Annotated in this window: 11 protein-coding genes, 1 tRNA gene and 1 pseudogene; 8 read left to right on the forward strand and 5 right to left on the reverse strand. The window is 41.6% G+C overall.

Features of this window, described 5'->3' with window-relative positions; genetic code table 11:
* Positions 1 to 237 precede the first annotated feature (237 nt).
* Entirely contained in the window at positions 238 to 1,935 is a 1,698-nt protein-coding gene (locus C3Y93_RS10440) for a GGDEF domain-containing protein (RefSeq protein WP_171287424.1), read from the forward strand.
* A gap of 77 nt (positions 1,936 to 2,012) precedes the next feature.
* Here the strand turns inward: C3Y93_RS10440 and uvrA are convergent, their stop codons facing one another.
* Both uvrA and tenA read right to left on the reverse strand, forming a co-directional pair.
* On the reverse strand, positions 2,013 to 4,847 hold the full coding sequence (gene uvrA, locus C3Y93_RS10445) for an excinuclease ABC subunit UvrA (RefSeq protein WP_104852872.1): 2,835 nt from the start codon (positions 4,845 to 4,847) through the stop codon (positions 2,013 to 2,015).
* A gap of 142 nt (positions 4,848 to 4,989) precedes the next feature.
* Entirely contained in the window at positions 4,990 to 5,664 is a 675-nt protein-coding gene (gene tenA / locus C3Y93_RS10450; protein WP_104852873.1) for a thiaminase II, read from the reverse strand.
* Positions 5,665 to 5,968: 304 nt separating this feature from the next.
* Here tenA and C3Y93_RS10455 point away from each other — a divergent pair, with 304 nt between their 5' ends.
* The 7 genes from C3Y93_RS10455 (at position 5,969) to C3Y93_RS10485 (ending at position 13,979) form a co-directional block, all read left to right on the forward strand.
* Positions 5,969 to 7,054: a DUF475 domain-containing protein gene (locus tag C3Y93_RS10455; protein ID WP_004970195.1), complete on the forward strand. Its 1,086-nt coding sequence runs from the start codon at positions 5,969 to 5,971 to the stop codon at positions 7,052 to 7,054.
* Positions 7,055 to 7,269: 215 nt separating this feature from the next.
* On the forward strand, positions 7,270 to 8,634 hold the full coding sequence (locus C3Y93_RS10460; RefSeq protein WP_104852874.1) for an MFS transporter: 1,365 nt from the start codon (positions 7,270 to 7,272) through the stop codon (positions 8,632 to 8,634).
* 51 nt (positions 8,635 to 8,685) lie between these two features.
* Positions 8,686 to 9,237: a single-stranded DNA-binding protein gene (gene ssb / locus C3Y93_RS10465; RefSeq protein WP_004970192.1), complete on the forward strand. Its 552-nt coding sequence runs from the start codon at positions 8,686 to 8,688 to the stop codon at positions 9,235 to 9,237.
* A 238-nt stretch (positions 9,238 to 9,475) separates the two neighbouring features.
* Positions 9,476 to 10,039 (forward strand): alkyl hydroperoxide reductase subunit C, encoded by a 564-nt coding sequence (ahpC, locus tag C3Y93_RS10470; protein ID WP_004970191.1) that lies wholly within the window; start codon positions 9,476 to 9,478, stop codon positions 10,037 to 10,039.
* 316 nt (positions 10,040 to 10,355) lie between these two features.
* A complete protein-coding gene (locus C3Y93_RS10475) occupies positions 10,356 to 11,120 on the forward strand; it encodes a pirin family protein (protein ID WP_416224605.1) in 765 nt (254 codons plus the stop codon).
* Between the two features lie 423 nt (positions 11,121 to 11,543).
* A complete protein-coding gene (locus C3Y93_RS10480; RefSeq protein WP_004970183.1) occupies positions 11,544 to 12,851 on the forward strand; it encodes an FAD-dependent oxidoreductase in 1,308 nt (435 codons plus the stop codon).
* Positions 12,852 to 13,148: 297 nt separating this feature from the next.
* The gene (locus tag C3Y93_RS10485; RefSeq protein ID WP_104852875.1) at positions 13,149 to 13,979 is read left to right on the forward strand and encodes an SAM-dependent methyltransferase; all 831 of its coding nucleotides are present in this window, start codon (positions 13,149 to 13,151) and stop codon (positions 13,977 to 13,979) included.
* A 70-nt stretch (positions 13,980 to 14,049) separates the two neighbouring features.
* Here C3Y93_RS10485 and C3Y93_RS10490 read toward each other — a convergent pair.
* The 3 genes and pseudogenes from C3Y93_RS10490 to C3Y93_RS10500 form a co-directional block, all read right to left on the reverse strand.
* Positions 14,050 to 14,307, reverse strand: a pseudogene (locus tag C3Y93_RS10490) (PAAR domain-containing protein); the annotation flags it as partial.
* Positions 14,308 to 14,670: 363 nt separating this feature from the next.
* Positions 14,671 to 14,746, reverse strand: a tRNA-Thr gene (locus C3Y93_RS10495).
* 205 nt (positions 14,747 to 14,951) lie between these two features.
* A complete protein-coding gene (locus tag C3Y93_RS10500; RefSeq protein WP_004970172.1) occupies positions 14,952 to 15,179 on the reverse strand; it encodes a hypothetical protein in 228 nt (75 codons plus the stop codon).
* Between the last annotated feature and the right edge of the window lie 159 nt (positions 15,180 to 15,338).

The raw sequence follows: 15,338 nt of genomic DNA on the forward strand, positions 1-15,338 counted from the left end.
TTTTCTGCATGCTGAAACATTATTTTTTGTATTTGTTGTTTTAGGTAAGTCGGCGCAGGGCATGCTTTTAGAAATTTTCTTGAATGAGATGACTTAGTTAGACGGCTTTAAAATATAAGTGAATTAATTATCTTTTTTGTAAGTAATTTAAAGATTGCTCATGTAATATAGTCGCCGATTAAGTGATCAAGTCCACGATTTTGCACAGTTATAATGACGTAGGTGAAACTTAGCATGATGATGAAATTGCGCACAGAGCATATCAGTCAGCGACTGTTGATCTCGATGATCATTATTATCGTGTCATTGCTTTTTATTTGCGTTCCTCTGATGGTGAATAGTTATCAGAGTTATCAAAAAACAAAACGTGCTTTAATTGAAATTTCCGTATTAGGCAAAGTGGCTGAACTGACCAATAGTATTTCGCGTGAACGAGCGCCTGCGAATAAAGTCATGTCGAGTTCAGCAGCTGAATTTCAGCAAAATTTACAAGAACTGAAAGCGTACCGTGCTGGCGTGGATCAACAAGTAGAACAGACCATCAATATTTTAAGAAAAGAAGGTTTTATTATCCATGCGCATCATTTATCGCATCAATTAAAGACCGCTTTAGAACAAGGGCGTCAGGCGGTCGATGAATATGCAGCAACTCCACAGCATTTGCGTAGCTCTCAACAGATGGATCATGCGATTCAAAAAATGTTTGCGGCATGGGACAGTTCTCAGCATGTGCTGAAACACGTCATGCTCGATTCAGTGGCAAAAGACTCATCGGTATCGACCTATTATAGTGTGATTTTTGTTCTTTCAGATTTGCGTGATCAAGCGGGAAGGGTGGCATCCAATATTATTGCCGCGGTAACGTTTGCTGAAAAAATTCCTGAAACCAATTTGGCGAGCTCTTTGCAAACCCAACGCCAAGCTTATTATTTGTGGGATTTAATCCATACCATTTTGCCTGAAGCACATAAAATTCCTGAATATAATATTTTGCATGATCAATTAAAAAAGGAGTTTCTGGATGAGGGAATTCCTATCGTCAATCAATTGATTCAGCAAAGTATTGATGGGCAACCCTATTCATTGACAGGCACTGAACTCACCCAAAAATTGGTGGATAAATTCAACACTGTGGTCAGTTTGCAGTCATTTATATTAGCGCACAGTTTGCAGGTTGCGCACAAAGATTATCATCAAGCTCAGCGTATTTTCATTTTAACCCTAGTAGCGTCAATTATTTCGTTATTGGCTGCTATTTTCACCATGGTCTATGCGCGCTCAAAGGTCTTTATTCCTTTAATTCAGGCACGCAGCCAAATTTTACGCTTGGCAGCTTATGATGATGAAGCTCAAGGGACGCAAAATCCAGACAAGGTAACGCTCTTAGAGGCCATTCAAAAATTAAAACAATGCTTAGAGCAGCGTGATATTTTAGAGTTTCAATTACGCAATATTGCCAATACAGACGCCCTAACCGGTGTTTCAAACCGTATGGCTTTGGAAGAATATTTAAAATTTTTGGAGCATAAACCTGAAAAGTTGACCAAAACAGGTTTAATTATTATGGACGTGGATAAGTTCAAGCATGTGAATGACACCTTTGGTCATATTGTTGGTGACCAAGCCTTAAAATTGATTGCCAAAACGTTAAAAGCTAATGTGCGCTCTTCAGATTTAGTGGTGCGTTATGGCGGTGATGAGTTTTTAGTGGTCATTGATAATATTGAATTTACTGAAGCGCTTTATTTGGCAGATAAGTTACGTTGTCAAATTGTCAAAGACGAAATTTATATTCCAGAAATTAATGATTATATTAAAATTTCTATTAGTGCGGGCGTTGCTGTAGGTGCTACTTCATGGAGTAGCTTGCTAGAAAAAGCCGATAAGCATTTGTTTAGAGCCAAAGCTCGTGGACGTAATGCGGTCGAGGGCTAAGTTGCACATCATCTCTAAAATCAACAAGATGATGTACAACTTGGTTCAGGTTAAAATGATTTCACTTATTTACGCGTCTAAGCTTTTAACATTGGTTTTAAGAACTTAGCAGTGTGTGAAACTTTTGATTTCGCTACATCTTCAGGGGTGCCTTTGGCAATAATTTGTCCACCACCTGCGCCACCTTCAGGCCCTAAATCGACAATCCAGTCTGCAGTTTTAATCACATCCAAGTTATGTTCAATCACCACAATGGTATTACCCTTATTGCGTAGCTCATGCAGGATGTCGAGCAATTTGGCAATGTCATGGAAATGCAAACCAGTGGTCGGTTCATCCAGTACATACAAGGTTTTTCCTGTATCTCGTTTGGCCAGTTCACGCGCCAGTTTTACGCGCTGTGCTTCACCGCCTGACAAAGTGGTAGCTGATTGTCCAAGGCGAATATAACCCAAGCCCACCTGATTTAACGTTTCCAAACGACGATGAATCACAGGAATCGCATCAAAGAAATGCATGGCATCTTCAACAGTCATTTCCAAAACATCAGAAATATTACGGCCTTTATAACTGACTTCCAATGTTTCGCGGTTATAGCGCTTACCATGACAGGCATCGCAAGGCACGTACATATCTGGCAAGAAGTGCATGGCAACTTTAATCATGCCATCACCCTCACAAGCTTCGCAGCGTCCACCTTTAACGTTAAAGGAGAAGCGTCCTGCTGCATAGCCACGTGCTTTAGCTTCAGGGGTTTGCGCAAACAGCTCACGAATTGGAGTGAACAAGCCTGTATAGGTCGCGGGGTTCGAGCGTGGCGTTCGCCCAATCGGGCTTTGGTCAATATCCACCACTTTATCTAAATATTGCAAACCATCAATCGAGTCGAATTTTTCTGCGGTTAATGTAGTTGCGCCATTTAATTGTGTTGCAGCCAAAGGCAACAAAGTACGGTTAATTAGGGTGGATTTTCCTGAACCCGACACGCCTGTGATACAAGTCATTACCCCTAAAGGCAAAGTGAGATCCACTTTTTTCAGGTTATGTCCTGCTGCGCCCATTAGCTTAATTTGTTGTTCGGGATGTGGCGGTTGGGTGCGCGTTTTCGGCACTTCAATTTTTAATTTGCCCGATAAATACTGCCCTGTTAGGGAGTCTGCATGTTCGGCCAGTTCTGCATAGGTGCCTTCGGCAATAATATGTCCACCATGCACACCTGCACCTGGGCCAATATCAATAATATGGTCGGCAGCGCGAATCGCATCTTCATCGTGTTCTACCACCAACACCGTGTTACCCAAGTCACGTAAACGAATCAGGGTTTCCAACAGGCGATCATTGTCACGCTGGTGCAAGCCAATTGAAGGTTCATCTAGCACATACATCACGCCCATAAGCCCCGCACCAATTTGAGATGCCAAGCGGATACGTTGTGCTTCACCGCCTGAAAGAGTTTCGGCGGAGCGTGACAGACTTAAATAATTCAAACCCACCGACACTAAAAAGTGCAGACGTTCACGAATTTCTTTAAAGATTTTATCTGCGACTTCACCTTTGGCCCCTTCAAGATTTAAGCCTTGATAGTAGTCTTCGGCATCGCCAATCGACATTTGGGTAATTTGAGCAATGGTTTTGTCTTTCACGCGGACATTACGAGAGATTTCATTTAAACGTGAACCACCGCAGGCATCACAGGCAGCATTAGATAAATACTGCGCCAAATCATCACGTACATAATTACTTTCGGTTTCACGGTAACGACGTTCTAAATGCGGTAACACGCCTTCAAACGCAATCACACGTTTATGGTGGCGTCCACGTTCATCAGTATAGCTCAGGTCAATTTTATCTTTACCTGTGCCATACAGGAATTTCTTTTGTGTCACGCTGTCCAGCTGATTCCATGCCGTATCGAGTGAGAGTTCATAATGTGCCGCGACTTTTTCCAGCATGCTGTAATAATACGGACGCTGTCTGTCCCAGCCGCGAATTGCGCCCTGACTAATCGACAGTTCAGGGTTTGGAATCAATTTTTCCGCACTGAAATGGCTACGTGTCCCCAAACCATCACAAGTTGGACAAGCGCCAAAAGGGTTGTTAAATGAGAACAGGCGCGGTTCAAGTTCTGCCACGGCACGGTCACATTGCGGGCAAGAGTGCTTGGCCGAAAAAATACGATCAGGTTGTTCCGCATTCATCCACGATAAAATGGCTAAATCGCCACCTAAACGCAGTGCAGTTTCAAAGCTTTCGGCAATACGGTTGCCCAAATCATCTCGGACTTTAAAACGGTCTACCACCACTTCAATGGTATGTTTTTTCTTTTTATCGAGTTCTGGTGGTGGGTCAATGTCCATGACTTCGCCATCAACTCGGGCGCGTACAAAACCCTGACTTTGTAGCTGTTCAAACAGATGCACATATTCGCCTTTACGCTCACGAATCACAGGCGCGAGTAGCATTAAGGCAGTGCCTTCTTCCAGTGCTTTTACAGCATCGACCATTTCTGAAACAGTTTGCGCCACCATTGGTAAATCATGTTCAGGACAGTAAGGTGTGCCGACACGTGCATACAGTAAACGCAAATAGTCGTAAATTTCGGTAATGGTACCCACGGTTGAACGCGGGTTATGGCTGGTCGATTTCTGTTCAATGGCAATTGCGGGACTTAGACCTTCAATCGAGTCGACTTCAGGTTTTTCCATTTGCGATAAAAACTGGCGTGCGTATGCAGAAAGCGATTCGACATAACGACGCTGTCCTTCGGCATAAAGGGTATCAAACGCCAGTGAAGATTTTCCTGAACCAGATAAACCCGTAATTACCACAAATTTATCGCGTGGAATATCAAGGTTCACGTTTTTTAGGTTATGGGTACGTGCACCTCGAATACGGATATGACTTTGGCTCATAAAAACTTCTCGATATTTTGCAAATGAAAAACCTATATATGATAGCGCATGAAAATTGTTCAAGTGTTATTTTTCATGCTTTATCGGTCATGGCTTGTCGCACTGTATGGAGTGATCCCCATACGGTGCGTGAGGGCGGCCGTTAAGCTTGATCTAAACCCGGCCACTGACGTTGATGATAGGCGCTATCCCAGAATAACCATTCCAGTTCTGCAGCTTTGGTGTAGGCGTGGTGCATTTTTTCAAGGGTATCGGCATCACAGCGCGCAGCAACACGGTCTATGGTTTGAATCACATTATTGACTGCGGTGTGGAATTCCTCGCCCGAATAGGTATCGACCCATGCCTGATACGGATTATTCGGTGCAGAATTATTGACGATATCTTTACCAACTTCGGCATAAATCCAGAAACATGGCAGTAGTGATGCCAATACCACAGGATAGCTTTCTGACCATGCGGTTGCGACTAAATAAGAAGTGTAGTGATGACAGGCAAGGGTCAGCGGAGTACTTCCAAATTCCTGTTTGGAAATATCAAACTCCTGCATAAAGCTGTCATGTAAGGTACGTTCCACCACAATTGCGATTTTGGCGGCATCTGCGAACTGAATAATATCATCTGCATCAAAAGCTTTAGCCGCACAGACTGCCAGTGCACGCCCGTAGGCAATTAAGTAATGTGAATCTTGAATCACATAATGTGCAAAAGCAGCTTTACTTAAGGTGCCTTGTGCCAACTCCTGATTAAATGGTAAAGCGAGCGTCTTGTGATAAAGGGCAAGGTTACGTTGCCAAGCGTCTTGAGAAAAGCGCATCCTAAATTCCTAATATGTCGTTGCATTTCACTATAGCAGTTTGGGAATGAAAAACACGGTTTTCACGGTATCTGATCGGGAAACCAAAAATCATACGAAGAATTTTGCCGAAGTTGAGGAAAAAGCGTCATAATTGCAGCATAAAATTTTACATTCTCAGTTTTTGTCCGATTTAAAATTCGGGCAATTCAATTTTCAGAATTTTTGTATCTGTTAAAGCTTAATCAAAACTGTACTTTGCGTTGATGGTACAGATTCGGCAGATGAAAAGTTCAGATCAAAATATAGTGATAGGTCGTTTCTCATGATGAAACATTTTGGTTTCTCAATCGTATTTTCGATTGTGTGTCTTGCGCTATCTGCATACTGGGGCTATACCCATGGCCCAGAAGCAGGTGTGCAAACCATGCTTACCGCACTAACCATTACCGCAATTTTGGCGATTATGGAAGTGTCGTTGTCGTTTGATAACGCGGTGGTGAATGCGTCAGTGCTGCGCGGTTGGGATCATTTCTGGAAAATGCTGTTTTTAACCGTGGGGATTATCATTGCAGTTTTTGGTATGCGTTTAATTTTCCCTGTGGTCATTGTGGCGGTCACTGCCGATATGGGCATGATGGAAGTGGTGCAACTGGCATTGAATGATCCGAAGCAATATTCGGCTAAACTGATGGCACATCACCCTGAAATTGCTGCTTTTGGTGGCGCATTCTTGTTGATGGTTTTCCTAAACTTTTTCTTGGATGATGAAAAAGACACGCACTGGTTTAGATGGTTTGAGCGTCGTTTGAGCAATCTGGCAAGCGTGCCTGCCATGTCGGTATTTTTGGCCTTAGTGACTTTGTTAATCATGGCGGCCAATGTGGTGGAAGATAAGCGCCTTGTGGTGACGATGGCGGGTATTTGGGGCATCGTGATTTATATTGGCGTACAAGTGCTGAGTCACATGTTGGGCGGTGAACCAGAGGTCGATGAACAGGGCAATGCTGTGCGTCATGACGAAAATGGCGTACCGACAGGCGTGGTGAAAGCGGGTATTGGGGGCTTTTTATATCTGGAAGTGCTAGATGCCTCGTTCAGTTTTGATGGTGTCATTGGTGCATTTGCAATCACCTCTGATGTGGTGATCATCATGTTAGGCTTGGCGATTGGTGCAATTTTCGTGCGTTCGATGACGATTTATTTAGTCGAAAAAGGCACGTTGGATGCCTATATTTACCTTGAACACGGTGCGCACTATGCGATTGGTGCGTTGGCCTTTATTATGATTGCCAGCGGTACAGGCTTGCATGTGCCAGAAGTGGTGACAGGTTTAATTGGTGTTGCCTTTATTGTTTGGGCGGTGATTGCATCTATTCAATTTAAAAAACGTCAGGCAAAAGCGGGTTAATGCTATGGTGATGCCCGTTGCTGTATTGCCGCGAAATTACAGAGCAATACGGTGATGAAGACTGTATAAAATATAAATTTGGGTGCACAACGTTGCGCCCTTTTTTATTGAAAAAGTAGGGTCTGTTGAATAAACATCGGGAAAAATCAGCATCCTTAAGCTGAATGTTGTAGGATATCTGCAAATTCAAAATTATTTAGTTTTAGTCGATTGATATGATGAATGCCTTAGAACGCCGCTCGACCTTTGCTTTAAGCAGTATTTTTGCATTGCGCATGTTGGGTCTGTTCATGATTATTCCTGTATTTTCAGTAGCAGGGCAGTCATATCAATACTCAACTCCTGCACTGATTGGTCTTGCCGTTGGTGTTTATGGACTCACCCAAGCCATTTTACAAATTCCGTTTAGCTTAATTGCAGACCGTTATAGCCGTAAGCCATTGGTGGTTTTTGGCTTATTACTGTTTGCTTTGGGTGGTGCAATTGCAGCCATGTCTGACACCATTTATGGCGTGATTATTGGTCGTGCCATTGCAGGTGGTGGCGCAGTATCTGCCGTGGTGATGGCATTACTGGCCGATGTGACCCGCGAAGAAAACCGCATGAAAGCCATGGCGGTGATGGGGATGAGTATCGGTATGTCCTTTGTGGTGGCCTTTAGTTTAGGGCCATGGCTTACGGGCTGGGTTGGTATTTCAGGGTTATTTTGGGTCACCACAGTGATGGGACTAGCAGCGATTCTCATGTTGTTATTGGTGCCTAAAGTCACGCGTCATCATCGTAATTTTCAGCAAGGCTATATCACTCAGTTAAAGCAAGTCCTGAAAATGGGCGATTTAAACCGTCTGCATGTATCGGTATTTACCCTACATTTATTGCTGACTGCCATGTTTATTTATGTGCCTTCGCAATTAATCCAATTTGCCGATATTCCTTTGCAGCATCATGGTTGGGTGTATTTGCCATTGTTGTTGGTCAGTCTGTTCGTGGCATTTCCAAGCATTGTTTTGGCAGAAAAATATCGCAAAATGCGTGGCATTTTCCTGACCGCGATTGCAGGTATTATTTTAGGGCTGTTGGTGCTGATTTTCGGGTTTGAATCGAAATACATCCTTTTATTGGGTTTGGGTTTATTCTTTATTGCCTTTAACGTTATGGAAGCCTTATTACCTTCGTGGTTGTCAAAGGCTGCACCAATTCAATCTAAAGCCACCGCGATGGGTGTAAATGCCAGCAGTCAGTTTTTGGGTGCATTCTTTGGTGGGATGATTGGTGGGCAGTTGTTGATGCTCAACCACACCGCAATGGGTTGGAGTATTTTGACCGCGATTGCTATAATTTGGCTATTCGTTAGTTTTGGATTGGCGCAGCCGCGCTATCTTTCGTCTTTGGTGTTGCGTTTGCCTGAGAACCGAGAAACAGATGAATGGACTTCTCAACTTTTGGCAATTCGTGGTATTGAAGAGGTCGTGGTGATGTCTGACCAGCAAGTGGCTTATGTGAAAGTGGATAAACAGCAAATTGATGATGCTGCGCGACAACAATTAACGCACTTGTTTGGGAAAGAGGTAGCCATTTAAGCATAACTCTTATAAAGTAAATAATAGAAACAAATAGGAAGAAAACGTCTAATGCGTGGTGTAAATAAAGTCATTTTAGTGGGTACTTTAGGTCGTGATCCTGAAACAAAAACTTTCCCAAATGGTGGTTCTCTCACTCAATTTTCTATCGCAACCAGTGATGTCTGGACAGACAAAAACACAGGTGAGCGTAAAGAGCAAACAGAGTGGCATCGCATTGTTTTACATAACCGTTTAGGCGAGATTGCACAGCAATATTTACGCAAAGGTTCTAAAGTATATATTGAAGGTTCATTGCGTACGCGTCAGTGGACCGATCAAAATGGTCAAGAGCGTTACACCACTGAAATTCGTGGTGATCAAATGCAAATGCTCGATTCTTCGAACCGTGGACAATCTGACCAGCAAGATGGTGGGTTTGCACAACCACGTTTTAACAATAACCAAGCTCCAGCCACAGGTTATGCGAATCAAAATCAAGGCGGTTTTAACCAAAATCAGGGTGGCGGCTATGCCAACAATAACCCGAGTGGTTTTGCACCGAAGCCACAAGCTGCGCCTGCAACTGCACCAGCAGATTTAGATGATGACTTGCCATTTTAGACTAACCATTTGATTAAAATGGAAATTATCATCCAAACCCTTTGTTTCGACAAAGGGTTTTTTTATGCAGATATTCAGCAAATATCTATTTTCTCGATTAAATTTCAAACTATGATAGGATTGTTAATTTGTAAATCCGATTATTTTTATAAAAAAGTACTGTTTTACCGATTACTTGGTTTTTCGTATTCTAGCTAAACAAGATAAGCAATCCCTGAAATGAAATGAGGAATTATCCATGAGTTTAATCAATACCCAAGTCAAAGCATTTAACGCAACCGCTTACCACAATGGTCAATTTATTGACGTATCTGAGCAAGACTTTATTGGTAAATGGTCAGTGGTGTTTTTCTACCCTGCAGATTTCACCTTTGTTTGCCCAACTGAACTTGCCGATTTAGCCGATCAATATGCTGAATTCCAAAAAATGGGTGTGGAAATTTACTCAGTATCTACAGACACACACTTTACCCATAAAGCATGGCACGACACCTCAGAAGAAATTAAAAAGATTCAATATCCAATGATTGGCGACCCAACTTGGACATTGTCTAAAAACTTTGAGGTGCTGATTGAAGCAGAAGGTTTGGCAGATCGTGGTACTTTCGTGATTGACCCTGAAGGTAAAATCCAAATTGTAGAAATCAATGCAGGCGGTATTGGTCGTGACGCGCAAGAGTTGTTGCGTAAAGTAAAAGCAGCGCAATATGTGCATGCACACCCTAGCGAAGTTTGCCCTGCCAAGTGGAAAGAAGGCGATGCAACCCTAGCACCATCTATTGATTTGGTGGGTAAAATCTAATCGAATCATCGCACTCAATTTTAAAAATCCAGAACCTCGCTTCTGGATTTTTTATGCTCATGATTTGTTTAACCATGTATAAGTTTCAGCAAGATTATTCCATTCTTGCAATGCTGTATGCCAAATTTGCACTAGGTTGTGGTGCGATGAGCGATTAAGATCAAAACATCTATTCTCCTAGCAATAGGTGTAACACATGAAAAAAATAATCGGTTTATATCGCAACCAAAACATGCATTGGGTGGGCGATGGTTTTCCAGTCAAAAATCTATTTTCTTATGACCGTTTAGGGTAGGCGATCAGTCCATTTTTACTCTTGGATTATGCAGCGCCGTATCATTTTGATGCGACTACCGCACAACATGGTGTTGGTTCGCATCCACATCGCGGTTTTGAAACGGTGACGCTTGCCTATCGGGGCGAAGTGACGCATAAAGATTCGGCAGGTGGTGGTGGCACCATCAAAACAGGCGATGTGCAGTGGATGACAGCAGGTGCGGGTGTGGTGCATGAGGAATTTCACTCCAAAGACTATGCAGCACAAGGCGGGTTGTTTGAAATGGTACAGCTTTGGGTCAATTTGCCTGCTGCAGACAAAATGACGACACCACGTTATCAAGCCATTGAATCTCAACATATTCCGACAATTGAGTTTGAAAATCAGGCGGGGCATTTACGTATTATCGCAGGTCAATATGCAGAGCAATCTGGGCCTGCCAGCACCTTTAGCCCTGTCAATGTTTGGGATGGACAATTGAAAGCTGCACAGACCCAAGCGCTGCATGTGCCAGTAGATCACAATACTTTATTGGTGGTGTTGGCAGGTGAAGTGCGGGTCAATGGCAGTCAACTTGTGCAAGATCACTCAGTGGTGTTATTTGCTCAAGATGGCGAAGCGTTAATTCAGCTTGAAACACTGCAAGATACGCAATTTTTAGTGCTGACAGGCAAGCCATTAAATGAACCTATTCAAGGCTATGGTCCATTTGTCATGAATACCAAGCAGGAAATCATTCAAGCTTTTGAAGATTTTAATCAAGGCAAGTTTGGTGAAATTCCGATTCAACATCAAGCGGGTTAAGCTTTAAAAAATCTTAGCCAAGAAAAAAGCCTCATGTCGATGTCCCGACCGAGGCTTTTGTTGTTCTGGCGCTGTCAAATTTCTAGTTTTAGCGGATTGATCATATTCCTTATGATAATTATATGTGATGTAGTTATCATTTTTGTGCTTGGTATCATAGCGTTTAGAGATTTATTTGTAAAACGAAAATTATAAAATTGGTGAATTTATCTACATGGTTTAGAACACTATTTATAGTATTAAAGAAATAATATGAATAAATTCTAAGGCTTATTTAAGCACTTTCTGATTGTTAAAAAATGTAATCATATTGCCAATGTACTTTGTGTTGTTTCTCTGTGAAAAGTACACAATCTGGTAGTTTTTAATAGCTCATTTTCCTTAGGCATGGTTCATAATTTCATAAAGTATGTAAAAAGATGGATGATCGGTTTGGATATCGCAGTGATCGGTAGTGGTATGGCTGGACTGGCTACCGCAAGAATTCTTAAAGATGCAGGGCATAACATTACAATTTTTGAGGCGCTGCCTGGTCGTGGAATGGACAGTCATAGCATCGAATTTGAGGATGGTTTAATTGATGCGCCGTTACGGGTCATGAACCCACATTTGTGGAAAAACACCCTCAGCTTGGCCACACATTTAGGCATTAAAACTTATCCTGTGCGTACTTATATGGCGTGCAGTTGGTTATTTGAAGATCGTACCGAAACTTGGCTGACCACAAGCCGTACCCGTATTGGTAATTTCCCAATCATTAACAACCGTAAAGGCATACAACAATACGGCTGGCGTTTGGTAAAAGGCATGTTGCAGTTAAAAACAGCCATCGCTAAATTTTTCAAATCTAAAAACCAAGACATTACCCTTGCGGAATTTATCAACCGTAACGAAATTGAAGAAGTGTTTTGGCATGGTGCAGTGATGCCAGTGCTTTACACCATTTGTACTTGTGACCCTAAAACCATTGGTGAATGGCCAGCAAAACCATTGTTGGTATTTTTACGCCAATTGACTGATGGTGATGCATTATTGCGTTTACAAGGTGGCACGCCTGCATTGGTTGATAAGTTGATTGAAGGTATTAATATTCAAAGTGGTGCAGCGATTACTCGTGTTCATCAACAAGAAGATGGTGTAATTGTTGAAAATTCTGAGGGTCAGTCGCAAACATTTGACCGTGTGGTGATTGCAACGCCAACCACTAAAGTCCAAGACTTCTTGGACAATCAACAATTTGCAGAAGATATTGAATTGCTTAAACAGTTCAAATTCGAGCAGGGTGATTTGGTGATTCACACTGATCAAACGGTGATGCCGCCAAAACGTAAAGATTGGTCTGTTTTAAGTTATATGATGGATCGTAAATTTACTCGTCAGCAATTTACGGTATGGCTTAACTCGATCGAACCAACTTTGGTCGGTAAATCGCCAGTGTTCCAAACATGGCGTCCAGTTACACCAATTGATCCGAAAAAGATCATTTCAACGGTAACTTTAACCCGCGCTGTGGTGGATTCAAAGACAGTGGCATTAAACAAAGAGTTGCAGCAGCGCCATCACCAAGACAATCGTAAAGTGTTCTTCTGCGGTTCATGGTCGTGCGATGGTTTACCAATTTTAGAATCTGCAGTGACTTCCGCTATGCATATTGCAGAAATTTTTGGTGCACCATTACCGTTTATTGATTTAAAACCACAAGTTGAGGTTGCGCCGCAATTAGGTTATTAAGTTTAGGGTCTGTTGATATTTCATAAATGGTTTGTGCTGTAGGCTAAAACTGAGCAGATCAGGCATGAAACGCAGGGAATAGCGAGACTATTGCCAAGTTTCATAACGCAATCTGAGAAAGTTTTAGCCACAGCCTTTCAGGACAAGCATATTTTTTGCTGCTATTGCGTTATGAGTCAGTCATTTAGAATGACTAAATTTCCTGCCTCATGCCTTATATCAGCTAAAAAATATGCGTTGTCGCAAACATAGATGAATTATCAACAGCCCCTCTTTTTTGAATTAGACTGAGTCAGTATGAAATGGCAACAGGCGATACGACAGCATTTTCCAAAACATAAATATGCCATTCAAGCGGCATATTTGGGAGATACTTCCGCACTGCCGTGGAGCAATTTAGGTTATTGGTCAGATGCAGTGGGATCTGATTATCCCGCTGCATGTCAAAATTTAGCAGCGCATTTGGCCGCAGCAGTGCATTTAAATTCAAAAGATGTTGTACTGGATTTAGGCTGTGGGCAAGGTGCCAGTCTTAAATATTGGTTGGAACACTATCAAATACAACGACTTGAAGCTGTTGAGCTACAAGATCATCATGTGCAGTCGATTCGACAACATTTAAATTCAAATATTAAAATTCACGCTGCTTCATTTTTAAATTTAAAAGCACTTTTTCCACAACCACGTTTTGATGTGGTGTTCTGTATTGATGCGGCATATCACAGTCATTTGAATTCATTTTTAAGTCAGGTCAATGCAGTTTTGAATTCAAACGGACGTTTGGGCTTTCATTATTTAATTTGGGCAGAACAAGCGCCACCACATGCATTCAAACAGCTGCAATATCGTGCCTTATTAAAATCTGCCGATGTCAATTTTAAAGATCTAATGTCCGAAAGTCAGCTTCGAGCGGTCTTGGCACAGTTTGAATTTAAACAGATTCAGGTGGAAGATTTGTCGGCACAGGTTTTGGCGGGTTTTGCTGATTATGTGCATCAGCATCTCAAGCATCAAATTCAAACGCGAGATGCAGACTGGTTTAAAATTGCCATGACCGCACGTTTATGTGCCAAGCTCTATGCAGATGGCTGGATTAAATATGTGCAGGTGAGTGCGGAAAAAGCTTAATCTATTGTAATGAGCTGTTAGATGATGGGATTTTTCGGTGTTTAGTTGTCCATGCTTAGCTTTAAATCCTACCCACCACATGAAACTGCTTCGGTAAAATTTTTGCGCCACACGTCAATTGATCTCCGACATAAGCCACGGCTTTATCATCAAAAAGAATATGATCGTGACTTTTTATAATCGTGGACCAACGTTGGCACTGAGGGCAGAAATGTCCATCACCCGCCACTAAAAATAAATTTCCCATTTGAGAAACACGCATTTGGTTGGCAAGGATGATTCCACCATGATTGGTCATGGAATGATGCGTTGCAAAGCTTTGAGCCATGAGGTATTCCTTAAACTAGAAAACTTTAGAGAAGCATTGTTTTTTATACTCAATTTTCTAAGACTTATAATTTTAAATTTTTATTTTAATTCACAAAAATATTTTTAAATGTCAGTTTATATGGATGAAACATCAACAAAATAGACCATCAATATAAAAATACGATCTGAAATATGTGTACAGCATTCTAAATCATAAAATACATTTAACAAGTGAAAAGTCACAATCTTGTATTGCAATTGAAGTTTTGCAGATACATCGAAGCCCTAAATAAATTGGAGATTCGAGCAGCATGAGGAAGATAAAAATATACGTTTATAGAAACAAAAAACCTCATAAATTAAAAACTTATGAGGTTTAATATGGTGCCGGCACACGGATTCGAACTGTGGACCTACTGATTACAAGTCAGTTGCTCTACCAACTGAGCTATGCCGGCGTTGTGTAGAGAATTTTACAGAATTTTTACGTGTGCGCAAGCCAAAAAGTAACCGTTTAATGCAGGGCATAGAGTTTTTGAAGATTTTGTACACAGTATTTTGGCGCGTTACAAACGAGGAAATCACATAGAAGGTTTTGTATGAAATGAGCCCAGCGGGTGGGCTCATTGAAGAAAATAACTTGAAATGAAGTGTGAAAAGCGATTATTTATTTCTTAAGATGCGATCTAAATCCTGTGCACATTCTTCTAAGGTAAAGGCCATATCAAGTTGCATTTGTGGTTTGAGTTCATTTGCGAGCGTTCTCCATTGTTCAATTAGGCGAATGGCTTTTTGAATCTTATGTTTGTTGATGTCTTTGGCGATGGTAGGCGTATATCCTCCACGTTTAGCATTTTTAATTTGTTTGACATAATTTTGGCTGTTATTCATGTTCGCTCCCGAATAGCAGTTATATATGTAAGGCATTTGCATGCTTTTATTATGCTAAAGCTTAATGATGACCCTTTTATGTAGAAAGCTGAGATGACGAAATAAAAATAAAAAAAGGTTTTGATAAAAAACAATAAATTTCTTCACCTCTCCTTTTTT

Source organism: Acinetobacter sp. SWBY1 (assembly GCF_002946595.1).
Lineage (GTDB): Bacteria > Pseudomonadota > Gammaproteobacteria > Pseudomonadales > Moraxellaceae > Acinetobacter > Acinetobacter towneri.

Coding starts and splice junctions, on each gene's coding strand:
- C3Y93_RS10485 (WP_104852875.1), top strand. CDS start 13,149: ATGAAATGGCAACAGGCGATACGACAGCATTTTCCAAAACATAAATAT.
- ssb (WP_004970192.1), top strand. CDS start 8,686: ATGCGTGGTGTAAATAAAGTCATTTTAGTGGGTACTTTAGGTCGTGAT.
- C3Y93_RS10455 (WP_004970195.1), top strand. CDS start 5,969: ATGATGAAACATTTTGGTTTCTCAATCGTATTTTCGATTGTGTGTCTT.
- C3Y93_RS10460 (WP_104852874.1), top strand. CDS start 7,270: ATGATGAATGCCTTAGAACGCCGCTCGACCTTTGCTTTAAGCAGTATT.
- C3Y93_RS10500 (WP_004970172.1), bottom strand. CDS start 15,179: ATGAATAACAGCCAAAATTATGTCAAACAAATTAAAAATGCTAAACGT.
- tenA (WP_104852873.1), bottom strand. CDS start 5,664: ATGCGCTTTTCTCAAGACGCTTGGCAACGTAACCTTGCCCTTTATCAC.
- ahpC (WP_004970191.1), top strand. CDS start 9,476: ATGAGTTTAATCAATACCCAAGTCAAAGCATTTAACGCAACCGCTTAC.
- C3Y93_RS10480 (WP_004970183.1), top strand. CDS start 11,544: ATGATCGGTTTGGATATCGCAGTGATCGGTAGTGGTATGGCTGGACTG.
- C3Y93_RS10440 (WP_171287424.1), top strand. CDS start 238: ATGATGAAATTGCGCACAGAGCATATCAGTCAGCGACTGTTGATCTCG.
- uvrA (WP_104852872.1), bottom strand. CDS start 4,847: ATGAGCCAAAGTCATATCCGTATTCGAGGTGCACGTACCCATAACCTA.